Annotated in this window: 17 protein-coding genes; 4 read left to right on the top strand and 13 right to left on the bottom strand. The window is 67.0% G+C overall.

Annotated features, from left to right (window positions below; genetic code table 11):
• Window positions 1–56: 56 nt before the first annotated feature.
• Window positions 57–1,523 carry an arylsulfotransferase family protein gene (locus VGQ44_13505; protein ID HEV8447840.1) on the bottom strand — a complete coding sequence of 489 codons (1,467 nt, stop codon included), beginning with the start codon at window positions 1,521–1,523 and terminating at the stop codon, window positions 57–59.
• 15 nt (window positions 1,524–1,538) lie between these two features.
• Complete coding sequence (locus VGQ44_13500; GenBank protein ID HEV8447839.1) at window positions 1,539–3,167, bottom strand: hypothetical protein; 1,629 nt, start codon at window positions 3,165–3,167, stop codon at window positions 1,539–1,541.
• A gap of 941 nt (window positions 3,168–4,108) precedes the next feature.
• Between VGQ44_13500 and VGQ44_13495 the strand changes: the two genes are divergently transcribed.
• The gene (locus tag VGQ44_13495; protein ID HEV8447838.1) at window positions 4,109–5,230 is read left to right on the top strand and encodes a hypothetical protein; all 1,122 of its coding nucleotides are present in this window, start codon (window positions 4,109–4,111) and stop codon (window positions 5,228–5,230) included.
• 51 nt (window positions 5,231–5,281) lie between these two features.
• On the opposite strand, the gene VGQ44_13490 is transcribed toward VGQ44_13495, so the two are convergent.
• Window positions 5,282–6,385 (bottom strand): hypothetical protein, encoded by a 1,104-nt coding sequence (locus tag VGQ44_13490; protein HEV8447837.1) that lies wholly within the window; start codon window positions 6,383–6,385, stop codon window positions 5,282–5,284.
• Window positions 6,386–6,420: 35 nt separating this feature from the next.
• Between VGQ44_13490 and VGQ44_13485 the strand changes: the two genes are divergently transcribed.
• From VGQ44_13485 to VGQ44_13475, 3 genes are all read left to right on the top strand, one after another.
• Window positions 6,421–6,864, top strand: a complete 444-nt coding sequence (locus tag VGQ44_13485; protein ID HEV8447836.1) for a DUF3761 domain-containing protein — start codon at window positions 6,421–6,423, stop codon at window positions 6,862–6,864.
• A gap of 91 nt (window positions 6,865–6,955) precedes the next feature.
• On the top strand, window positions 6,956–7,522 hold the full coding sequence (locus VGQ44_13480) for a hypothetical protein (GenBank protein HEV8447835.1): 567 nt from the start codon (window positions 6,956–6,958) through the stop codon (window positions 7,520–7,522).
• A 234-nt stretch (window positions 7,523–7,756) separates the two neighbouring features.
• Complete coding sequence (locus VGQ44_13475) at window positions 7,757–10,234, top strand: ADOP family duplicated permease (GenBank protein ID HEV8447834.1); 2,478 nt, start codon at window positions 7,757–7,759, stop codon at window positions 10,232–10,234.
• Window positions 10,235–10,276: 42 nt separating this feature from the next.
• On the opposite strand, the gene VGQ44_13470 is transcribed toward VGQ44_13475, so the two are convergent.
• The 10 genes from VGQ44_13470 to VGQ44_13425 all read right to left on the bottom strand — a co-directional run bounded on the left by VGQ44_13470 (window position 10,277) and on the right by VGQ44_13425 (window position 22,832).
• Window positions 10,277–10,696, bottom strand: a complete 420-nt coding sequence (locus VGQ44_13470; GenBank protein ID HEV8447833.1) for a DoxX family protein — start codon at window positions 10,694–10,696, stop codon at window positions 10,277–10,279.
• Window positions 10,697–10,837: 141 nt separating this feature from the next.
• Window positions 10,838–12,550 carry a hypothetical protein gene (locus VGQ44_13465; GenBank protein ID HEV8447832.1) on the bottom strand — a complete coding sequence of 571 codons (1,713 nt, stop codon included), beginning with the start codon at window positions 12,548–12,550 and terminating at the stop codon, window positions 10,838–10,840.
• Between the two features lie 151 nt (window positions 12,551–12,701).
• Window positions 12,702–13,517 carry a hypothetical protein gene (locus VGQ44_13460; GenBank protein HEV8447831.1) on the bottom strand — a complete coding sequence of 272 codons (816 nt, stop codon included), beginning with the start codon at window positions 13,515–13,517 and terminating at the stop codon, window positions 12,702–12,704.
• Between the two features lie 10 nt (window positions 13,518–13,527).
• Window positions 13,528–15,150, bottom strand: a complete 1,623-nt coding sequence (locus VGQ44_13455) for a HAMP domain-containing sensor histidine kinase (GenBank protein ID HEV8447830.1) — start codon at window positions 15,148–15,150, stop codon at window positions 13,528–13,530.
• A gap of 16 nt (window positions 15,151–15,166) precedes the next feature.
• Window positions 15,167–15,859 (bottom strand): hypothetical protein, encoded by a 693-nt coding sequence (locus tag VGQ44_13450; GenBank protein ID HEV8447829.1) that lies wholly within the window; start codon window positions 15,857–15,859, stop codon window positions 15,167–15,169.
• A 94-nt stretch (window positions 15,860–15,953) separates the two neighbouring features.
• Window positions 15,954–16,394: a hypothetical protein gene (locus VGQ44_13445; protein ID HEV8447828.1), complete on the bottom strand. Its 441-nt coding sequence runs from the start codon at window positions 16,392–16,394 to the stop codon at window positions 15,954–15,956.
• A gap of 186 nt (window positions 16,395–16,580) precedes the next feature.
• Complete coding sequence (locus tag VGQ44_13440; GenBank protein ID HEV8447827.1) at window positions 16,581–16,985, bottom strand: hypothetical protein; 405 nt, start codon at window positions 16,983–16,985, stop codon at window positions 16,581–16,583.
• A gap of 116 nt (window positions 16,986–17,101) precedes the next feature.
• Window positions 17,102–19,567, bottom strand: a complete 2,466-nt coding sequence (locus VGQ44_13435; GenBank protein ID HEV8447826.1) for a TonB-dependent receptor — start codon at window positions 19,565–19,567, stop codon at window positions 17,102–17,104.
• Between the two features lie 116 nt (window positions 19,568–19,683).
• Complete coding sequence (locus tag VGQ44_13430; protein HEV8447825.1) at window positions 19,684–22,497, bottom strand: ABC transporter permease; 2,814 nt, start codon at window positions 22,495–22,497, stop codon at window positions 19,684–19,686.
• Window positions 22,494–22,832 carry a PadR family transcriptional regulator gene (locus VGQ44_13425; protein ID HEV8447824.1) on the bottom strand — a complete coding sequence of 113 codons (339 nt, stop codon included), beginning with the start codon at window positions 22,830–22,832 and terminating at the stop codon, window positions 22,494–22,496. The genes VGQ44_13430 and VGQ44_13425 overlap by 4 nt, the downstream gene beginning before the upstream one ends.
• Window positions 22,833–22,985: the final 153 nt, after the last annotated feature.

The following is a 22,985-nucleotide window of genomic DNA, read 5'->3' as shown; positions in this document are numbered from 1 at the left end:
GGTCTCGCCGCGGAAAGGGGGACGGCCCTTTCGCGTGGCGACGACTCCGACACTGGTTAGGGAGATTTCGCCTCGTAGAGCGACCGCAGTCGAATCGCTCGATAAAACGGAACGGCTGAGGCAGCCGCGTCGAACCTCAGGCTCGCGCTCCAACGGACCGTACCGTCGCTGCCCACCTCGTCCACTTGGCCGGCCGCGCCGAAGCCCACGAGCGTCGATCCGTCCGCTAGACGCTGTGCGGACCCCATGATCGGACTGATGACTGGGGGAGACGGCTGGTATTGCCACACCATCCGCGCCACCATGTTGCGTGTGTCGAGCGCATACTCGACCGCGCGCGCCGGCGCGGGGACGCCGCGGAAGTGGTCGTCGAGCATGAGCAGGTCGCCGTTCGCCAATACCTGCACGTCGTGCTGACCCCGAAACCCGTTCAGGGGATCGTCGCGGATCGCGAACTGGTTGTGGCGCCCGCCGAGGCGCCACACGAGCGCGCCGGTCGTCGAATCGATCTTCGTGACCTCGTCCATGCCCTGGAACGACACGACGTATCCGCCGTCCGAATCGACCGCCAGCGAGCTGGGATGCTCGAGGTCCGCGGCGTTCGGATTCGGCAGCGGCCAGTCGCCGATCGAGAACAGGGAGCCCGCGCTCCACCGGAACGTCAAGGCGCCGGCCGCGTCGTGCCGCTCGATGGTGTGCACCGCGAGGCGCGCGTGGGGTGGCCCGCCGACGCTGGTGAGGTCGAACGTCTGCACGTCGTAGCCGATCAAATGGGCCGCCGTCACCACGGTGTCGCGGAAGCTCAGAAGTAGCTCATGAGGATCCGTGAAATACCCGTTCGCGACGGCGAAGCTGCGCGCGACCTCGCCCCCGGCGGTCAGCTCGACGTAGGCGCCGGTGGTCGGTTGCCAGCCGTACGAGCGTCCGACGTACACCGTGATGTGGCCGTTGGGTTGCTGTTTGGCTTCGACCGGCCAGGCGCCGGGGAAGCGATGGTACCAGCGGATGACGCCGAGTTGGTCGAACGCGACGAGGAACCCGTCCGCGGTCATCGAGGTGTCGGCGAAGAGCGGCGCGACGAGCGTGTATCCCGCTGACGGGCTGCCGCTGCCGGTGAGATGAAGCGTCTGAAGCGCAGGCGGAAGCTCGCCCGTGGCGGCCGACTGCGACGTCGAAACGACGCGCCCGCCTTGCCCGATCGCCTCGGCGACGAGTGTGTACGTGGTCGACGCCCGAAGACCGACGACGACGACCGCCGTCGCCGCATGCGAGGCGACGCGATAGAACGGCGTCGCCTGGCTCGTGTCGTCGGCCGACTCATAGCGGATGCGAATCGAGTCCGCGCGGTCCGTGGTGACGGCGACGGTGAACGAAATGGCGCTGTTCGGGTTCGCGGAGACGACGACAGCGGAAATGCTGGGCGGCTGCGGAGTGGGAGCGGCAGGTGCGGTCGCCTGCGTTGTGTCGTCGCCGCAGGCCGCGATGGCCGTCGCGAGGCAGAGCAGGGCTGGACGGAGGGACACGGTGGGCAACCGCCGTTAGGGGTTCGGGGGACCGAGAACGAGCGAGGGGGCGATGCCGCGAGACTGGGTGCCGTTGCCCAGCTGCCCCACGTCATTCGCTCCCCAGCAGAGCACGGTGCCGCTGCCTTGCCGAATACCGCACCGGTGGCTCTGTGTCGCCGTGATGGCCGAGAATGCGAACCCGCTGGCAATCGGCGCCGGCTGAGCGAAGCTGGCCGATGGCGCGTCGAAGGCCTGGCTCCAGCAGTAGGCGCTGCCGTCGACGCGGATACCGCAGTTGGCGTCCGACGTGAGGCTCGTGAACGCCGTCGCGCTCGAGACTGACCCTTGTGGCGCTCCGTAGCACGCGACCGCTCCCGACTGGGTGAGCGCACACGTGTCCGACCCGGCGGCCACCGACCAGTATGCCGGCGCTCCCGGAACGAGCTGGGGCGACGGCGCGCAGGCGACGGGCTGGGGCCCGTAATAGTAGTAGTAGTAATAGTCGTTGCTGTAGTCGTAGCACGGACTGCCCGACGACGCCCCGAGTTGGCCGTTCGTGTTCAGTCCCCAGCAATACAGCTGTCCCGTGGCGAGGAGACCGCAGGTGTGCGAAACGCCGGCGGCGATGGCAACGAACCGGAGATTGCCGGCCACGGGCCGGGGACCGAGGCAGTCGGCGCTCCCCACTCCGCGGTCGGAGACCGCGCACGATGTAAGTACGCCGGTGCCGAGCTGGCCATACGTACCGAGCCCCCAGCAATACGCGACGCCCCCAGGAGTCAGGCCGCAGCTGTGCGCCAAGCCGGTCGTCACGGCAGCCAAGCCGTCGGGCACGGGGACCCTGAAGGGTTCGGACGCCCTGGCGACCGAGCCGCCGACCTGCCCGGTCGAATTCAAGCCCCAGCAGTACGCTTGCGGCGGCGACTCGTTCGAGATGGCGCAGGTGTGCGAATAACCACCGGCGATGCTCACGGCCTTGGCCGGCAGCGGAACGCGCTGCGGAGCCGTGAACACCCCCGTCAGGTCACCCGGATTCACCTGCCCCTGGGTGTTGAGACCCCAGCAATACACGTCGCCGTCCAGCGAGACCGCGCAGGTATTCCCGTCGCCCGAGACGATCGCCTTCGCCGCGAAGGGGAGCCCCACGTGAACCGTGAAATACACCGGAGGAACATTCGCGACACGAGCGATCAGCGTGTCGACGCCGACGTCGGGGCCGAGCGTCCACAGGTTCGCGGTCGCGCGCCCGCCGGCGTCGGTGACCACCCGCGCCGGAGTGACGGATCCTCCGCCCGTCACCTCAAACGTCACCTCGATGCCAGGTTTGGCATTCGAGAACTCGTCTATGGTGACGACGACTGGGGCCACCCCCGCCGTCTGGAGCGGCAGGCCCGCCTGATTCTTGATTGTCGCGGGGTTGAGAGCGGCCAGCGTATCCGGCAGCGCGGTCGCGACGAACGTGACTTCGGCCGCGAGCGGCGTCATCGACGCGGAATAGAGCATGGCCGTCATCGTCTGCGTGCCTGCGAATCGAGCCAACTTCCAGGTCATCGAGGCCAGGCCGTCGGCCCCCGTGACGACCGTGGGTCTCTGTGGCCCGCCGTCGCTGAACACCACGTTGATTCCGCTCAGTGGGTGACCGTTCTTGTCGGTGACGCGCACAACGGGACTCGATGGGACGACATGGTCCACGATCGCCTGTTGCGACAGGTCGGAGACCGCGGCAATGAACGGTGTAGGGGGCTTTGCAGCCTCCGTCGACCTCGTCGCGTCGCTACAGGCCCCGACGGCCAGCAGGGCCGCCGCCACGGAAGAGAATCGGGCTATTCGCCAAGTCACAAGCGCCTCTCTGAAACGGGATCGACGGGCGTCGCGGCTTTGCGCTCTCGCCGCCGGTCTCTACTCGCTAGCACGAATGTCGAATTCGAAAAGCGACATCGTGCAGGAGGCCTCGCCGCAACGCGCGACGAAAATGGATCCCCACCGCGCACGCGCGCTCGCGAAGTGCGCCATGTTCGCCGGCATCGTGACGAAGTCGTCGACTCTGTACGAAACGAGGGAGTCCGTCGTGAATCCTGCCCCATACCGGCGAGGAAGGTTCCCTGGAGCACCGTCACATATTCGTCCGCCGGGTGGAAATGAGGCGGAAGAACGTAGCCGTTCGGAAATCGCAACCGGATGGTGAACATTTCTCGAGCCTTGCTCGGGTCGCCCTCGACGACGGCGAACTGAGCACCCGCCGGAAAGATCCGCGGCGGCAAGAAACGTGATCGACTTTTAGACGGGCCGATCGGCGGCGCAACGCGGCGTCGGCGCTGAGCTGCGCGCGCCGGTCAACGCGCTCTCACATGACGACTTGCGCGTATGAGCGGGCGCGACAGTCCCATCAGACAGACTTCTTTAATGCCAGTTATCGTGACGCACCGACATTGCACCAGGCATGGCGCCGGTGCAGCAGACCGGGCGGTGATTTTGCGTGGGCCGGAACGCGATGCGGATTGCTTTTCCGGACCCGCGTGAGAACGGATCGTGCACGCCGCGGAGGGGCGGCCGGAGAGCCGCGCGTTCATCCGAGAAAACCCCACTCCCCGAGGGCAGGGCACATGCTTACCCAAGCCGAAGTCCTCACCCTTCATCGCTCGCTGAGTAGCGAGCGCGTCCTGAGCGTCTACATCGACGGTTCAGCCGCCGACCCGGCGGAGCAGCGATCGTGGCGCACCCAGCTCGACCATCATCTCGACAAGATCCGCCACGCGTTGGACAAGACGTTGCCCGGTGAGGAAGAGCGACTCGAACGATGCCTGGGCCTGCTCGCCTCGTCCCTCGCCGGACTGGACCCGTCGATCGGCGCGCCGGGCTGGGCGTCCTTCATCACGTCCGACCGCGTGCATGAGTCGGCGCCGCTGTCGTCGGGAACCCCGACGCTGGCCAAGTGGCGAACCGGTGCGTACCTCGCACCCTACTTTCGCGCGCTGAAAGAGAGTCGGCCGACGGTCGTGATCGTCGTGGATGCGACGGAAGCGACGATCTACGTCCATCGCGCGGGCACGCTGACACGCAAAGACAAAATCCACGCGCATCACCCGGTGGATGCCCCGCAGCACATGGGAACGCCGCCGCGCCCGGGATTCCACACCGGAACGCGGGGCACGACGGGCCACGACATGGCTCAACGAGCGTTGCTCAAGGGCCGCGACCGGATGCTCGCCGATGCGGCCGCGCGCGTCGCCGAGCTCGCCGACGGCGACGCATGGGTCGTCCTCGGTGGAATCAAGAGAGAGACTTCTCAGTTGGAGGGAGAGCTCGCTTCCATCGCGCCGCATCGCGTGATCACCCTCGCGTCGCTCGACGTGCACGCCTCGGACGCGGAGATCGCCGCTGCCGCCCGCGCCGGAGCGGCTGAACTGCGAGATGCGGCGGACGCCAAGCGCGTCGGCGAGATCGTCGGTGCCGCGGCCGCGCACGGACTCGGAGCAGTGGGCGCCCCCGCGACGAAATACGCGCTCGAACAGGCGTGTGTCCGCGACCTCTATGTCACCGATCGATACCTCGACCGCTACGAGCGCGACGCGGAGGACGCGGTTCGTGCAGCGCTCGATCAGGACGCGCTGGTCGAGGAGGTTTCGGGCAAGGCCGCGCAGCTGTTGGACGGAGAGGGCGGCATCGCCGCGGGTCTTCGCTTCCGACCTGCTCCGATCGGAGGCGCGCGCGTGGGGCGCAGCTAAACGGGGGGGCGCGGGTTTCGAGTTCCGCCTTGACTGCTATCGACGAGCCAATCACTCACCCGGTGGTTGGCTCGAGTCGTCTTGGCGCGGCCGCCGGCGACGCTCGGGAAAATGGCGGTCGAGAAACGCGATCAGCGCGCGTTCCTCCGGTGAGTGCGCTTGCCCTCGGTTCGATGCCCGCCGCCGCGCGCGCGGCAGCGGAATCGTCTCTCCCTCGTCGAGGTATCGCGCGATCACGATCGGATGGACGTACGACTTCCGGCAAATCGTGGCCGTGTTGCCCAGCTCCGACGACACGAGACGCATCGCGAGCGCCACGTTTCGCTTCGCCTCGCTCGGCGTCTTCGCGGGTCCGAGCTCGGCGAGGACGGTCGCCGCGCGGAGCGTGCCGCCCCAGGTGCGGAGATCCTTCGCGCTGTAGTGACCGACGCGCCTGCGTAAATACTCGTTGACGTCTCGCGCGGTGAGCAGGCGCCAACTTCCGTCGTCGGCGTAGCGAAAGAGCCGCGTGCCCGGGGTTCGGAGTTGCCGCGCGACCAGCCGCACCAGTTCGCGATCATGCACGACTTGTCGCTGCCGGATCTTCCCCTTGCCCCGGTACGCGAATCGTGCGGTCTTGCCCGACAGCTCGACATGTGATTTTCGCAGAGTCGTGATGCCGAACGTTCCGTTCTCGCGCGTGTAACGCTCGCCGCCGACACGACAGAACGTCTCGCTGATGAGACGCAGCACCGTGGCGGCGGCGGTGTCGGCGTCGACCGCGCGGGCCGGCGCGTCGAGCCGCGCGTCCAAACGAAGCGTGCGGCGAATGCGCGGCAGCTCCTTGGCGAGCCGGCGCACGCGATGGTACTTCCGGAGCTCGCGCCGCTCGACGGCCCGCTCGTGATAGCGATACTGCCGGCGGCCGCGCGCGTCGAACCCCCACGCCTGAATCGCCGACCGCGGGCTGGCGGCGATGTGTACGCCGCGCCACGCCGGCGGCACCCGGAGGGCCTCGATGCGCGCGAGCGTCCGGCGATCGCGAATCGGCCGGCCCTTTCCATCGACGTAGCGGAAGCCCGAGCGCTTCGATCCGAATCGTTTAATCCACAGCGTCTCGGTCAGAGCAACAAGCGTGCTGCCGGCGAATTTTAGTGTGCCAGAGGCGTGGTTCATGCAACGGCCAAGTCCACAAAACTCGCGGAGAACCTATGCGTGCTTCACCGCTGGCAAACGCCGTCGTCATCGCATTCGGAATCGCTCTCGCGTCCTCGCCGGCTCTCGCTCAGGCAAAGGCCAAGGCCACCACGCAGAGTATCTGCAAGGACGGCACGACGTCCACCGCGACGGGCCGCGGCACGTGCTCCAGTCACGGCGGCGTGGACACGCTGGCCACGGCGGCGGCACAAAAGTCGGCCAAAGCCGACAAGGCGCGCGCCGCCGCCGCGAAGACGCACGGAGATTCGACGAAGGCGGCCGCCGCCGACTCGAAGGCAAAGCGCGCCGAGTCGAAGGCGGTCAAGGCGGAGAACAAGGCGGAGCACGACTCGACGGGTGCGACCGCGTTGTGCAAGGACGGAACGTTCTCGCACGCGAAATCGATGCAAGGCGCCTGTGCTCGGCACGGCGGTGTGCAGCGAGCGCTGAAGGCCTGACCATCGGCCGGAAACCCCGCCGCTTTCGGGCGGCGGCTGCTATGCTCAGTTGCGCGGACCCAGGTCCGCGCAACTTGGTTTGGGCTCGGCCATGGAAATTCAGTTCATCCGAACCGGCTACCGCGACTACGTCTGTCGCGCGTATCGCGACGACGGCTGCGTGGTGCATGTCCCCGGTTATGGCGGCCGATCCAGTCCGCCGCACGACTACGGGCATTACCTCGTCGATCGCGTCTACGCCCCGGACTACGGTTTGTGGGGAATGATCGCCGCCGGCGCCGTGTGGGGCAGCATGCGAGTCCTTTCGGGCCGGCGACCGCCGCACAGCGCCGAACGGACGAAAGCGATTCTCGATGTGGCGGAGGAAGCCCACTCCAGCAGCGAGGGGCTCGTCAGCGCGTTTCAGAAAATCACCGACGGCGATCTCGATCATGATTGGCGCGCATCGAGACAGATCCTCGACGTCTGCGTCGACTATCGAGCGAAGTCGCGTCCGCGGAACCTCCAGGAAGTTCAGGAGATGTGCGCCGCCTTCCGCGAGGCGGGACGACGGTGGTCAGAGGTCGGAATCGGAGGGTCTCTGACTGTTTCCTGGCGCACGATACTCAGCTGGCGGGATCGGCGCTTTGCGCCGTCGAAACGCCACCGCCGCCACTAGTCGGCGTCCTCGCCGGCGGCGAGGGGCCCTTGCCATCGCGGTGATTTGGGAGAACGCTCATCGCCTCCAACGCTTCGAGGGTCGATGAGTCGCCCCGTGCCATTGGGTGTCGTGACGTGTCTGCTCATCGCGTGTGGGAGCGACTCGACCTCCTTCGCCTCTAAGGCCGGGTCGACGACTATCAGCGTGTCATAGGACTAACATGAACAGAACTGGCCGGCGCTGAGGATGGAGGTGCTCGACCGCACTCGTCGCGATCTGTCGCTCGCCGCGCGCTCCTTGCGGCGCGCGCCGGCGCTCAGCGTCACCGTCGTACTCATCCTCGGTCTCGCGATCGGCCTGTCGAGCGCGATGTTCAGTGTCTTCGAGTCCGTGCTCCTGCGCCGCCTCCCGATCGAGGGGCCGGACCAGGTCGTCGAGCTCTCGGGCACGGCGAGCGGAGCCGCCACGGAGGTGCCGATCACTCCGACGCAGCTTCATCGGCTCCGCGTCGGGACGCACTCCCTCCGCGCGGCCGCGGGGCTGGCGCATTGGCGTGTACTCGCGGATGCGCTCACCGACGGCGACCGCCGTCTCGTTTTGCGAGAATCAGTCGTCACCGACGACTTCTTCGGCGTCCTCGGAGCAGCGCCCGCCTTGGGTCGCCTGTTTCACGCGGGCGACAACGTGCCTTGGGGCAGCGGCTCAGCGGCCGGAGCGCCGATCGTTCTCGCCTACTCGGCATGGCAACGCGCGTTCGGTGGCGACTCGTCGGTCATCGGCCGGCACTTGGCCCTGCCGAAGCTGAATTGGATACTCACCGTCGTCGGCGTCGCTCCGCCCGGCCTCGACTATCCTCGCGGCGCCGAATTCTGGATCGCGTCGGAATATGGAAGCCTCGACGTCGTGGGGCGTCTGAACTCCGGAGCCACGCCCGAAGCCGCTCGCCAGGACTTCCTGGCCTTTCTTCAGCACGATCCCGATCAGCTGCGCGACTTCGGCACGAACGCCGTCGGGGCGCAGGTTCACACGATCGACGCGATGGTGAGTGGTGACGCGCGTCCGGCGCTGCTCGCGCTCTCGGCAGCGGTCGCTCTGCTGCTGATTCTCGCGTGCGTGAACGTGGGCAACCTGCTTCTGCTGCGCGCGACCGGACGCGCTCGCGAGCTGTCCATTCGCCGCGCGATTGGGGCCTCGTCGACCGATCTCTTGCGCCTCTTGCTGGCGGAGAGCGTGCTGCTCGCCGTGGTCGGCGGCGGATTGGGCGTGTGGCTTGCGCGCGTGATTCTCGATGCGCTCCTGCGTTTGGCACCGAACGGCCTGCCGCGCACTGACGTGATTGCCCTTGCGGGCACACCCCTCGCCATCGGCGCGCTCGTGACCGCGGCTGCGGTTCTCCTCTTCGGCGTCGCGCCGTCGCTCGTGGCACTCCGATTCGACCTCGCGTCGCCGCTGCGATCCGATACTCGTGGCGGAACCGAGGGACGGCGCATGCGCAAGGTTCGTCATGCGCTCGTCGGCTCTCAGATCGCGCTCGCGGTGATCGTGCTGGCGGGAGCCGGCCTGCTCGTGCGTAGTCTCGAGCGGCTGGCGTCGCTCGATCTCGGTTACGAGACCGAGCACGTCACGATGCTGTCGATCGCACTGCCGTGGCGGACGTATGTCTCCGAATGTCGGCCGGCATCGCCTCGGCTCAATGCATCCGATTCGGCGATCTGGTCGAGATGCGTCGGTGATAGAAACTTCGCCGCGCACGAGCGTTTGATGGAAACGCTTCGGGAGACACAGCACGTCGTCGCGCTGTCACCCGCGGGCGCCCCGCCGTTTCTCGGCTCGAACGTGTGGATGGGATCGTTCGCCGCCGAGGGACAGTCGGACGACGAGGCGAAAGCGAATCCATGGTTTGGATTCGACGCCGTGGGCCCTGATTTCTTTCGGGCCCTCGGCGTGCCGCTCGTGAGCGGGCGTTTGTTCACCGACGCGGATCGGGAAGACGCTCCGCGAGTCGGCATCATCACCGAAGGCGTTGCGCGGCGTCTCTGGCCGCACGAGAGCGCGATCGGCAAACGTTTTCACGAGGCGGGCCAACGCTCGCCGGACTCGTTGGTCACGGTCGTCGGTGTCGTGCGCGACTTTCACTATCGGCTGCATCGCGAGAGCACGCCGACGATCTTCAGGCCGTACCGGCAAGTGCTGGCCCAAGGTTACTTCGTCATGCGTACTCGCGGCGTCCGGCTGCCGGAGGACGCGTGGCGTCGCGCCGTCGAGGGTGCGGGAGCCGGCGCGACATTCGTCCGCGTCCAGTCGATGGACGACTTGATCGCACCGCAACTCGTCGTCCCCCGCTTCGACGCACTGCTGTTGTCCACGTTCGCCCTCGTCGCGCTCGTCCTTGCCGCGGTCGGACTGTACGGCATCATCGCCTCGGCCGTCAGTCAACAGACGCGAGAGTTCGGAATCCGGATCGCGCTGGGCGCGACACCGAGTGCCGTGCGAAACATGGTGCTGAAGCAGGCGCTGATCGTCGCGGGGGTGGGAACCGTCGTCGGTTTGGCCGGCGCGCTCGGTGGTTCACGGTTGCTGACAGCGATGCTGTTCGACACTCGTCCGTCCGATCCTGCGACACTCGCCGTTGTGTCGGTACTCTTGCTGATCACGGCCGCCGGCGCCGCCTACTTTCCTGCGCGGCGCGCGACGCGCATCGATCCAGTCAGGGCGATGAGGGCGGAGTAGGCGGAGCTGGACAGGGGGACGGGGACACGCCGCGAGCTTGTTCTACGCGACGCGCAGTAGGCGCCGCGGTGTTTCGACGAGGGGCATGACTCGGCCCCGGCTGTACGCGATCCACGCGGTGATGATTCCGACGACGGCCGGGAACACTCCCGCGGCGACGCCCATTGCCAATACGCTGACGGTCGTTGCCCCGACCATGATGATCGTCAGTCCCGCTGCCGCGAGTGGTGTAAGCGACGTGCGGATTCTCAGCAGGCCCGGCAGCAGCAGCCCGAGGGCGCCGAGGCACTCGCAGATGCCGATGAAATAGATGAAGGCGATCGGGAAAACGATCGGGCCCGACTGCATCTTGTCGGCGGGGATGATGAATTTCACCGAACCGGCGAACAGGAAGAGAGCGGCGGCGAGGCTCTGAGCGGTCCAGAGCAGGCGATTGACGGTCTTGGCGCTCGAGGTCGACATGATCGGTTCTCCCTGGCGGTTTCAGCGGCTTCTGGAGCCCGACTCGTTCGAGCCTCCATCCGCCTCTCACTACCACGTCGAACGACTCGCGTCGAATTCGACACGCCGCTCGTTGTTTTGTCGCGGCCCCGGGCAGCCCCATCAAAACACCTGGATACTCCGCTCGGCGACGACCGGAAGCTCCGTCCCCGACGTCAACATCAACCTCACGAGGTACTGTCCAGGCTGAAGGCGTGAGAGATCCACCACCACGCTCCGCGACGCGATGCCGGCCGAGATCGACGGCGTCTCACGCCACTGAAGACTGAGGCCGCGGTCGGGGTCCACCACGTGAACCGCGACGAGTGCGCGGTGGATCAACCCCTTGTCCACCGGCTCCACGATGAGCGAGTAATCGAACGCCTCTCCCTCGGGCCGCACGCCGTAGGTTTCCCAGAACACGCCGATCTGCCTGTTGCTCGGCGCCTCCATGGCATGCAGCGCGAGCGGCACGGCGTCTTTGAGTGAGGTCAGCGGAACGGAGTCGCTCGGCGCGTACAGCAAGAGATCCGAGAGACTCAATCGCGTGCCGGGCACCGGCAACCTGGGCGCGAAGCGGGCGCGCTCCGCCGCGTGGTTCGCCGAATCCAGCACCTCGAGGCTCACGATCAAGGGGCGCCAGGGCGCCATGAGCGTCGACACGATCTTCGACGAGGCGTTCTGGATCGTCGTGCCGAACGGCTGAAGCACACCGCCGTGATCGATCGTGGCGGCAAAGATGCCGGCCTCCCGCGGAGTGTTGTGCGACGCGTCGTTCACGGCGAACGACGCGACGACGAATGCCGAGTCGCCGCGGCGAAAGAGCGCGACTTGATGATTGATGAGCGGGAGAAAACTCCACGCCCACGTGGGCGCGTAGGTCGGCCCATTGTCGACGTTCTGATATGCCCAGTCGTCGGGCGTCAGTTGGTCCGGGGACGAAAACGCGTGCGCGTCGGGGAAGAAGTTGAACGACGGTTGGCGCCGGATGCCGGCGATCGGCGGCGGGCCGAGGGCACCCGGACGCGGGTCTCCCTGCGTGTACCAGAGAGCGATGCCGTAACGAAGGAGTGTCTCGCGGTCGTCGCCGCGGAACCAATCACCCATCACCGTCCGGCTGTCTTGCTCGATGTGCATCCGTGTGATGCGGGCGAGAAGCTCGGTGCGCAGATCGTTCTCACCGGTCAGATACAACGGTTGAACGAGCCGCCAGAACGCGGCCGCCGCCGAATCGCTCGAGCTACGATCGGCGTTGCGGTACGGCCGAGCGGCGCGCCCTCCGATGAACAGCGCGAGATCTTCGAACTTTCGGCGCTCTGCTTCGCGCAACTCGTCGAGCGCCAGAGAGAACGCCCCGTCGGCGCGCGCGAACTTTCCGTACTGCTGCGCCGTGTAACCGACCAGCGCGAAACACCAGCTCTTCGTTGCGGCGTCCGTCGCCGATGCGGCGCACGCGACGCCGAGGCTGTCCGCCGATTGCGCGTGCCCGGCCTCGACGAGATAGCGGACGCGTTGGCCAAGGATCCAGCGATCGCCTGGTATGAGCGCGCTGACGCTGTCGAGAGTGGCCAGCAATCGAAGCCGCCCCGCGACGACCTCGGGCGCTTCCTGCGGCGCGGCGGACGCGACTTGTTGCAGAAAACAGTAGCGGCCGACGACGGCGTCGCAGCCGGGAGCGGCGATCAACGTCCCGTGCGGCAGGAGCTGCCGCCGCAGCGCCTCGAAATCGCCCTGCGCCCGATGGGCGACGCGGAGTGCGCGCGTGGAATCGCGACTCGTGATGGGGCCAAGCGGCATCGCGGCCGCAGCGATGAGCGCCGACAACGTGACCAGCATCTGTGTGCCACCAGCTCAGCGGGAATGCGTCCCTGAACTGAGGCGTGGGGGGCAGGCGACATGCCTCGCGCCGCTCGTCGGCGGATGTGAAGTGGCGTGTGGCACCATCGACCAACGAGACGGTCGCGTCGCCGCCCGCCTGCCGAGGCGGTCAGCGCTCTCTCGGCGTGAACGTCTCGTGCAGCGCGACCATGGCCTCGCGGCTCATGTGAAGCGTTCCTCGATTCGGCCGATCGAGGTCGGTGATCACGTAAACCACCGTCGCGAGGGAAACGGCGAGGACCGCCATCGCCGACATCGGTCGCCGCGCCGAGCCGAGACCACTCTGGTAGCCGACGATGCCGGCGCCAAGGGCGGTCAGGGCGAGGAACACGAACCAGATCGTCGGCGGAATGCGCCCGTAGCGCGCGATGAATATCTCGCGCCGGAACGCATCGAACACGTCACTGACCGATTCGACGAACATCGCCCTCGTGTCGGATTCGGGTTGCGCGTTCGCCTCGGCGCTTGCCACCGTCCAAAGCGAGTCTCGGGCGGCTCCGAGCACGACCATCGCGCTGTCCATGGTGCGCGGAACCTCCAGGTCCAGACCGGCAGTCGCCGCTCGCTGCAGTAGGCGACGCGCCGCCGTCCGCGACGAGTCGGGAAGAAACGACGCACGAGCGAACGCCCTGGCGATTGCGTCCGCTTCCGAAAACTTGGCCTCGCGGCGCGATTCGTAGCGCGCCTCGGCGAGCCCGAGCACGAAGCCGACGATGAATGCGACCAGGCCGAGGACCGACGTGGTCGCCAACCCGACCTGCGACGGACCTTCGTGCGCCGCGTGCCTCCGCTCGCGTCGGCCCACGTGGACGCCGACTTCGATGGAGAACGCGACGAGAGCGAGCGTCAGAAGGAAGAGCAGCCACAACGGAAGTTCGTCGAACAACGCTTGAAGCGGCATGCTCGCGGGCATCGCCCGATGCATGCCGCCTCGATCAGGATCGGGTGGCTGGCGGTGGGCTGCCCACCGCGGGAATCGTAAAGGAGAACGTGGTCCCGCTGCTCAGGGCGCTCTCGACCCAGATTCGCCCGCCGTGCGCCTCGACGACACCCTTGGCGATCGGCAACCCGAGACCGGCGCCGTGCTTGGCGCCCTCCTGCGCCCGCCAGAATCGATCGAACACTCGCGGCAGATCCTCTTGCCGCATCCCCGCGCCGGTATCGGACACCCAGAACAATACGTCGCCGGCTTGCGGGCGCGCCCCCACGGTGATCCGCCCCCCAGGGTCGGTGAACTTGATCGCGTTGCCGATCAGGTTTTCAAAGACCTGCATGAGACGATCCTGATCGGCCAGGATCTTGGGAAGCGGAGCGGCGATGTCGGTAACGAGGTCGATCTGGCCGGCCGACGCCAATGGCTGTTGGCTGTCTACGGCGGTAGCGAGGAGCTGGGCGGTGTCCGACTCGGTGCAGCGCAACGACAGACTCCCGGCCTCGATGCGGCTGACGTCGAGCAGATCCTGAATCAACCGGTTCATCCGCATCGCCGAGCGTGAGATCGCGTCGGCGGATTCGTCGGCTTCGGTGTCCTTCGGCGCCGGCAGCATCCGGAGATACTCCGCCTGCATGACGATCACGCTCAGTGGATTGCGAAGGTCGTGGGCGACGACACCCATTAAATCGTCGCGCGCCTGAAGGGCTGATTGCGCCGCTCGGTCCATCCGGCTCAGAGTGTGCGCGACGCGCAGCACGAACACCGTTCCGCCGACGACTCCCAAGAGAACGACGCCGGCCGACCCGATCGGCGCCGCGTAGAATCCGAACCGCGCGCCCGCTTCGATGCCGCCCGTCGCCGCGGCGAGGAAGAGCAGCCACGCGAAGAGTTGGCGCGAGGCAAGCCCGCCGCTGTCGGGCCGGATGAGCACGGAGAGCGGCCCCTCTCCGGCGCGCGCGGCGAGGGCGCCCGCGCTCAGCGCGAGGAGCGCCCCCGCCGTGGGAATGCCCATGCCGATGAATGGATACACGGCTTGCGGGCCGTAGAGCTCCGCCGTGCCGAAGAGATATGCCAAAACTGAAATGAGCGGCACGAGGGCGGCGAGGACCGCGAGCAGCTGGGCGGGCCGAAACTCGCGTCGCATCGTGACGTTCAACGTCAGCAGCGTCGCGCCGATGAGGCCGAACGCCGCCGCGGTTTGCGGCGACGGACGTCCTGGTGGGCTATGGAACGGGGTTTCGCCGTGACTCAGCAACCGGTCGATCGACATGTCGACTCGCAGCGCGTGCTCGACCAGCGGCAAGATCGCGAACAGGAGCGTGGCGCCGGCGAGGATCCGTCCGCTCACGGTCCGCGCCCTCGATGCGTCCATCGGCGCGAGCAGCACCAGCGAGACGCCCGCCGCGACCGCCATGAGGGCGCTGTTGGACTCCATCGGTGGAAGTCCGGGCAGAACGCTGGTCCATTCCGGGCGGCCGAGGAACCAGCCGAACAGCGTGAGCGCGCCGATCGCGACCGACAGCGCGCCGCAGATCCACGGGAGCTGGCGCAGCAGCCGATCGACCCGAACCGGCCATCGTGGGCCGGTCGAGTCCGACGTGAGGGGCGCGTTAGCCGTGGTCAATCACGACAATCCGAGTCTATGCGACCTTCAAATATCTGACTCCGCGCTCCTGCAGCTGCGTCAGCGTGACGAGCATCGCCGGCACCAGAATCACGCCTGGCAGCAATCCGCTCACGATTGCCGCACGGACTTCGTCCGGCGCGCCGAACCCGGCGGCGGCCAACTTCTTGGTCGCGCCTGCAACGGTATTCCTGCACACCGCGAACTTCGCTCCACGCTTCTGCAGCGCTTCCACCGATTCTTCCGGTGCCACGAGTCCGCCGGCCGCGGCGTGGGCGGCGGTGAACACGTTGCGAATCGCGGGAAGCTTCGTGCCGCCGTCGGTGACCTCGTACTGCTCGCCGATCCTGTAACGCGACCAGAGCGCGTCGGCGAGCACGACGGGAATCGCGTCGCCGTGGATGCCGAAGACGAGATCGACCTCGTGCTCCGTCGTCTTGAACGCATCGCGCCAGGCGTCGAGATAGTTCTTTCCTTGCGAGAGCGGCTTGCCGTTCTTGTGCGCCGACCAGTCGAAGGCGACGCGATGCGGAGCGGTGAGCTCACGCATCCAGTCGTCGCCCGGTTGCGGCTGACCAACGGCGACTTCCTCGGCCGCGCCGCGATGCGGCGCGCCGAACAGTGTCAACGCGGTCGCGCCGCCGAGCAGCCGCCCGAGAAAGTTGCGTCGAGCAGTGCGCCCGAGCGATCCATCATCCGGTGGTGTCATGGTCACCAGAATGGCGCGCCCCGAGTTGCCGGCGCAACTCGGGGCGCAGCGCGGCCGATGGGCTCGCGTCGGCGACTAGGGAAACGGCTGGGGCTTAGTCGACGAAACTCCACCCCCGGAGAGCGTGTTCGCGGGCGACTTCCATGTCGGCGCCCAGCAACACGAGGTAGTCCCGAACGAGGCTGGGCGGTTGCCCGCCGTACGTCATGGTCGCCTCGATCGCGCCGCTCACGGCAGCCAGCTCGTCCGCCAGCGCGGCGCAGTCGCAGCGCTGGCGCCGGCGAAACTCGCCGTGCGCTCGCGCCGCGGCACGAAGCCGCAGCTCTCGCATCCCGTCGCCGGGGTGCCGCGCTTCGTTCAGCAGCTCACTGACCACGGCGCGCATGTAGCCATAGCCGTCGTCGGGCGGCATCGACTGCCACGGGGCTCGATCACACACCATTTTCCACCATCTGATTGCCACCTGATCCACGTCGGCGGGGATTCTTTCCCAATCCCAGCTGTCGAGCGAGTCCTGGTAAGAGTGTTTGCTCACGTGAGCGGCTCCGAGTCGTTGACTGTGGAGCCTGAGGACGTTGGCCAGCCGCGGCGGCGCCACTCTCGGCGCCGGGCCCGCCCGCACAAAAGCGGGTGTAGCACGACTCATCGCGACTCTCAGCGCTCAGGCGACGAAGCGTCGAGGCTCGGGGCGTTGCGCGATGAAACGCGTCAACGCGCCGAGTCAGCGTGAGCGCGGCGGATGAAAGGGTGGCGGCGGAACGAAGCTCGGCGGCACCAGCACGTCGCGGTCCCAACTCGACGCACGGTTCGCGTCGCGCGATTCGAACGCGCGCTGATCGTCGCGAAAGCTCGGACCGGTCGTCGGAGCGACACGGCGCATCCCGCCGCGCGGGACGCGGGCCTCGTTCACCCTCGGCGCGGAGTCGTCGGCGGTCGCGGATCCGGCATCGACCGTCGCGCCGATCGCGACGCGCGCCCGCGAGAAATGCCCGTGAGGCGGGAGGGCCGTGCGTGCCACACCGACGCTGGCGCCGAGGGTCGCGAGAAACGACGCGAGTGCGCGCAGCCGCCGGAACGTTGTCCGCCGGCCGCGTCGTGGTGTGAGCCCGGCCCCGAGCGCGCGCACGACGCCTATGTTATCGGCGTCCTAGTTCGCAATCAAGCGCGTGACCAAACTGGTTCACGCGCTCGGCGACCCCCGATGTGGGGGTCGCCGGCCTGACCCGCGGGGCGAGCCCTGGCTCAATGACCAGGCGGTCCGGTCTGCGCCTGTGCGTCCGGATCCTGCTGCTTCGGCTGCAGCTTGAGCGCTTGCCCGAAATTTCGTGTGACCGTGAGGAAGATCGCGCGGGAGCCGAAGAACCGCTCGCTGTACTCGACGACCGTTCCGTTCGCCGTCTTGTAGCCGTACTTCTGCAGCTTGAACGGATCGGAGACGCGGAGCGAGATGTTTCCTTGCTCGCCCCACACCTTGTAGCGCGCCGCGGTCATCATCACGACCGACGCGAGTTGGGAGCCGCCCTCGGTCGCGAAGGGCGCGCGATACATCGTCATCAACTGCGCGTCCAACCTCGGCGAGAACTTCCAGGTCGCGTTCGTGCGCGCCGACCACACCATGGCGTGGGCCGAGAGATTGCCGCCGAGGTTCGACGCGTCGCTCGAGTAATGATAGAGGCTTCCGCCGCCGCCCAATTGCAGCGGGCCGGCGTGCGCATTCAGATTGAGATCGGAACCGACCGTGAACGTACTGGCCACGTTGTCGAACGTGCTCACCGACACGCCGGTCGAGTCCACGAACTGGATGTTTCTCACCGCGTGGTCGGTGCTCCGAATGTAGGGGCTCAGTGAGATTGTTCCCCAGCCGCGCGATTCCTGATACGCACCCTCGATCGCGTTCGTGTACTCGGCGCGAAGCTCGGGGTTTCCACGGAACACGTTGCGCGTGTCCTGATGGAACTCGATGGGGCTGAGCTGATACGGATTCGGGCGGCTCACGCGGCGGGAATAGCTGATCCGCGCCGAACGCGTCGGCGTGAAGTTGTACGAGACGATCGCGCTCGGATAGGCGCTCGCGTAGCGGCGATCGTATTGCTGGCCGATCGTCGTCAAGTCGAAGTAGGTGGCGGCGTCCTCGAGACGAATGCCGCTCTGCGTCTGGAAGTTGCCGAGCTTGTTCGAGAGCAACGCGTAACCCGCGGCGATGTCTTCTTGATAGTCGAACGCCGTGCGCCGCGCGGGATCCGACACGAACGCGCCGGTCGAGTCGCGATAGGACGCCTCGAAGTCGTTCGTCGTGGTGCGACGAGTCGCCTTGACTCCCGTTTCGAGCTTCGTCGTCGCGCCGAACTGCGCGGTGTAGTCGGCCTTCCAGTTGACGTACGGATAGCGACCGACGGTCCGGTCGTGCTCCGTGGGAATGCCCAGCGGCGTCGACGCGTCGGGGCGAAGCACCGTGCCTGACAGGTCGATGTCGTTGTTTGCGTTCGTGGTCGAGTACTCGAGCTCCGTCGAGAACAGCGGTTGCTTCTTGCTATTCAGATGGCGGAACGTCATGTCGTAGTCCTGCGAGACGTTGCGCGAGATCTGCGACGTCGCCTGGTTGAAGAGGCCGATGATCGCGTGCGTCGTATCGAGATCGGTGTAGTCCGACGATTGATCGCCGCCGAAGTGGCCGCCGAACAAGAAGCCGTCGAACGAGAGCGTCGTGCGCTCGCTGAACCGGTATTCGGTCCGAAGGGTGCCGCCGCCGGAGATCGGCGACTGACTTCCTACCAAACGCGTCGTGGTGTACGCAGGCACGGGGATGACGAGATTCGTCCGCGAAATGGTGCCCGACGTCGAGCGCTGGTCCTTATAGATGTTGCCGGACGCGAAGATCGTAAGCTTGCCCTGCTGCTTACCGATGTTGCCGCCGCCGTTGACCATGCCGGTCGACGCCGTGCCGGCGTTGACGCCGCCGCTGAGCCCGAGCTGCGCCTCTTGATTGAGAACGATGTTGATGATGCCGGCGGTGCCTTCGGGGTCGTCCTTCGCCGACGGATTCGTCGCGACTTCGACGTTCTTCACCGTGCCGGCGGGAAGCTGCGCGAGGAACGCGCCGAGCTGATCGCCCTTGAGCGGCGTGGACCGGCCGTTGATCTGCACGACGACGTTCGAGTTGCCGCGCAGGCTCACGTTGTTCGAGCCGTCGACTTCGACGAGCGGGATGTTGCGCAGCACGTCGATTGCCGTGCCGCCGCTCGCCGCGGGGAGATTCTTGACGCTGTAACTGGTGCGGTCCGGCGCCAGCACGACGTCCTCCCGCTCGGCGACCGTCTGCGTCGCGTCGAGCTTGGCCGCGACCGCCTTGAGCCCGATCGTGCCGAGATCCACGACCGGATGGTCGGCCGTGATGGCGATGTCGTTTCGCACGACCGGCGCGAACCCGATCGCGCGGATGCGAAGCGTGTAGCGGCCTGGACGCAGACCGTCCACGCGGAACGAGCCGTCTTCCTTAGGAAGCGCCCCCCCCGCGAAGACGGAATCGCCGACCCGGCGGACCGCGACCGAGCCGGACGCGATGGCCTGCCCGGCGACGGAATCCGCGAGACGGCCGCGAATCTCTCCGAGCGGGGCTCGCGGAGGGGTCTGCGGGCCGTTTTGTGCCGCGGCAGAGTGAACGGCAAACAGCGCGGCGAAGGAGATCAGTAGTAGCGATCGAGTATTCACGACTTCGTCTGGGTGATTAGGGCCACCCAGAGGACGACTAGCATCTCCAGGCGCTTCGCGGTCGCCACAATACGGAACGAAGCGTGGCACGGTTTCCCACGACCGGACAGTTGTTTTCAGTCGGCGCGCAGGGCATCCACCGGATCGATGCGAGCCGCGCGACGAGCCGGCACGTACGACGCCACGAGAGCGATCACGCCGACGGCGCGCGCGATCACTACGTACGTCGCCGGATCGCTCGACGTCACGGAGTACAAGAGACTCGTGAGCGTTCTCGTCACCGCGAAGGCGAGCGCCACACCCGCGGCGAGCCCGATGACCACGAGCCGGACTCCCTCACCCACGACCGACGCGGTGACGACGCGGGGCGTCGCGCCCAGCGCGATGCGAATGCCGATCTCGCGCGTTCGCTGCGTCACGCCATAGGCGATCGATCCGTAGAGTCCGACGACCGACAACACGAGCGCGACGAACGCAAAGGCGCCGAGCAGCGCGAGGGAGAATCGCGTCGGCGCGAGGGCCTCGCGGAGATAGTCGTCGGCGAGACGGGCCCGGCGCGTGACGATCGTCGGATTCACAGTCTGGATCGTTTTGCGGAGAAACGATTCGACGTTGGGCGGAACGGACGCGAAACGCAGCACGTAGATCGGCTCAGGCATCCGACGTACCGGCATCTGGTAGACCTGATACGTCTCGAGGTCGCCGCGCGGCCCCGGTAGATGGACGTCTTCGGCCACACCGACGATCGTCGACCATGCGTCCACCGGCGCTGCCGACGGCGTCGTCCCGCCCACAGGCGGCGGTGGACCCCGCGTGAGCGCGTTGTTGATCGCCCGCATGCGCATTCCGACGACATTGCCGTCGTGCGAGATGCGTCGCGCAAGACTTCTGCTGACGACGATCTCCTCCGAGAGGCCGAACGTCTGCGCCGGCGCGTCGTCCGTGGGTGCAACCCGCGGCGGGCGGCCACCGATCAATGGAATGTTGGCGGTGCGAAAATAGTCGCCATTGACCCATGCTCTTTGATATTGACCGATGTCGACGCGCCGCGCGCCCGCGTCGGTCTGGACCTCGAGCGCGGACCGGTCGCGAAAGCCCGCTGTCGGCAGGGAGCCGATCGCGGCGTCGACGACGCCCGGAATCTCGTGAAGGCGCCGGATGATCGCGTCGCGCGTTTGAACGTCTTGACCGGCGTGTCTGATGTTCGGTCCGACGAGCACGTCTACGGAGACGAGATTGTGCGGGTCGAAACCAATCGGCGTTTCCTGGAGCGCGGCGAACGACCGTACGAGCAGTCCGGTTCCCACGAGCAGCGCCACCGACAACGCGATCTCGGCGACGATGAGCGACGACCTCACTCGACGCGACGTTTCGCCGCCCGACGTCGATCGCGTTTCATTGCGCAGCAGGTCGGCGACGTTCTGAGAGCCGACGAATGCCGCGGCCGCTCCACCAAAAAGAATTCCCGTGAGAATGGAGATCCCCCCCGTCCAGAGCAGGATCGGCGTCTCCACGCTCACGCCGCCGAGCTGGTCGAGGGTGATCGGTCGAAGCGCGACGATAGCGCGCAGCGCTTCCCATGCGATCGCCACCCCGACGACGCCCGCCGCGATCGCCAGGAGCAGGCTCTCGGTGAGCGCGAGCCGAACGAGTCGGGCGCGGCCGGCGCCGAGCCCCATGCGTACGGCGAACTCGCGGCGACGGGCCCAGGCGCGCACGAGCAGCAGATTGGCGACGTTCGCGCATGCGATGAGCAGCAGCGCGCCGACCGCGACGAAGAGCACTTCTATAGTGCGCACCTCGCGCACCGCGAGGAAATCTTGCGCCCGCATCGCGCGCGCTCGCACGCTGTCGAGCGGCGGCATCAGTCCGGACGGTCCGCCGACGCCTCGCGCTTCCGGCGTGTTGGCGATCGATTGCAGCTCGCGGGTCGCGTCCTGGATGGAAACGCCCGGGCGCAACAGGCCGAATGCCATCTCCATGTCGCGAAGACGCCCGGGCATCCAGACGTCGGGTGAGGGAACCCACAGTCCGTCGAGCAACCGCGGCGACATGGGAACCGTGAATCCTCTCGGCATCACGCCAACGACCGTATATGGGTTGCCCTCGAACTCGGCGCTCTTTCCGAGTACGTCCGGCCGTCCGTCGTATGCCGCCTGCCACCAGTCGTAACTGATCATCGCGACGTGGTCGTTGCCGCGCGCCTCCTCGTCGGCGCGGAAAGCTCGGCCGAATGCCGGCTGAACACCGAGCATCGACAGAAAATTCGCCGTGATGAGCGCGTGGCTGACCGTGTCTTGCTGGTCGTTCGGGAGTATCGAGAGGTAGATCTGTTCGACGCCCGCCATGGCGTCGAACGCGTGTGTTGCGCGGTCGGCCCAGGCGTGCATCAACGGGCGCGGCGGATCGCCGGGCGCATTCGCGCTCATCGTCACCAGCCCGGCCGTGAAGCGCGAAGCGCCGAGCGTCTTGAGCGCGACGACGCGGTCGCCGTTGGGGTAGGGCAGAGGCGCGATGAGCAAACGGTGAACGACGCTGAAGATCGCCGTATTCGCGCCGATGCCCAAAGCGAGCGTGACGACCGCGATCGCCGTGAACGCCGGTGCGTTGTGAAAATGGCGCCGCGCGAATCGCGCGTCTTGCCTCCACTCGGCGAGCCAGTCCGCCATTCGCTGCCATCGCGCGTTGCGCGACGCCCGTCGAGCGAAGTACTCGCGATACTCGTCGGCGTCGCCGAAGCGCCGGCGCGCCGCCGCCAGTGCGTCGACGTCCGACAACCCTGCCGCGCGGAATTCGGCCATCCACATGTCGAGATGGAACTGCATCTCCTCGTCGGCGTCGCGCATCAAGCGAGATCTGCTGAGCGGCAGTCGGAACAGACGACGCACTCCCGCCGGCAGGGTTGGGAATCGGTTCCATCTGGGCGTCATCGACCCGCTCCCTCCAGCACGACGGTGACGGTGGCGACGTAGTGCTTCCAGCTCGCGATCTCGGCGCGGAGCGCTTGCCGTCCCTTGGGAGTCAGCGAGTAATAGCGCGCCCGGCGGTTGTTCTCCGACGCGCCCCATTCGGCGCGAACGGCGCCGGAGTCTTCGAGCCGGTGGAGGGCCTTGTAGAGCGCCGAGTCGACGATCCCGAGCTCACCGTTCGTGCGCTCGTCGATCCACTTGCTGAGGCTGAAGCCGTGCATCGGCTCGCCGGAAAGCGCGTGGAGGACCAGCAAGTCGAGCGTGCCGTGCAGAAGGTCCTTGGCGTCGCGGGGCACTTGTCCCTCTACCAGGTGGAGGGAGAAGAATCGCTCGACCGTTCGCGTCCGTCAAGCGTGATTGACGCCCAGGAGATTAAGAGTTGATGAGCAGGGAAAGCGTCGACCCCGAACGACAACAGCGTGTCCATCAACATCGCAAACTGGGTCGTC

This window comes from Gemmatimonadaceae bacterium, assembly GCA_036003045.1.
Taxonomy (GTDB): Bacteria; Gemmatimonadota; Gemmatimonadetes; order Gemmatimonadales; family Gemmatimonadaceae; genus JAQBQB01.
This window is presented reverse-complemented; position numbering and strand designations above follow the sequence as displayed.

Coding starts and splice junctions, on each gene's coding strand:
- VGQ44_13495 (HEV8447838.1), top strand. CDS start 4,109: ATGCTTACCCAAGCCGAAGTCCTCACCCTTCATCGCTCGCTGAGTAGC.
- VGQ44_13490 (HEV8447837.1), bottom strand. CDS start 6,385: ATGAACCACGCCTCTGGCACACTAAAATTCGCCGGCAGCACGCTTGTT.
- VGQ44_13485 (HEV8447836.1), top strand. CDS start 6,421: ATGCGTGCTTCACCGCTGGCAAACGCCGTCGTCATCGCATTCGGAATC.
- VGQ44_13480 (HEV8447835.1), top strand. CDS start 6,956: ATGGAAATTCAGTTCATCCGAACCGGCTACCGCGACTACGTCTGTCGC.
- VGQ44_13470 (HEV8447833.1), bottom strand. CDS start 10,696: ATGTCGACCTCGAGCGCCAAGACCGTCAATCGCCTGCTCTGGACCGCT.
- VGQ44_13465 (HEV8447832.1), bottom strand. CDS start 12,550: ATGCTGGTCACGTTGTCGGCGCTCATCGCTGCGGCCGCGATGCCGCTT.
- VGQ44_13460 (HEV8447831.1), bottom strand. CDS start 13,517: ATGCATCGGGCGATGCCCGCGAGCATGCCGCTTCAAGCGTTGTTCGAC.
- VGQ44_13450 (HEV8447829.1), bottom strand. CDS start 15,859: ATGACACCACCGGATGATGGATCGCTCGGGCGCACTGCTCGACGCAAC.
- VGQ44_13430 (HEV8447825.1), bottom strand. CDS start 22,497: ATGACGCCCAGATGGAACCGATTCCCAACCCTGCCGGCGGGAGTGCGT.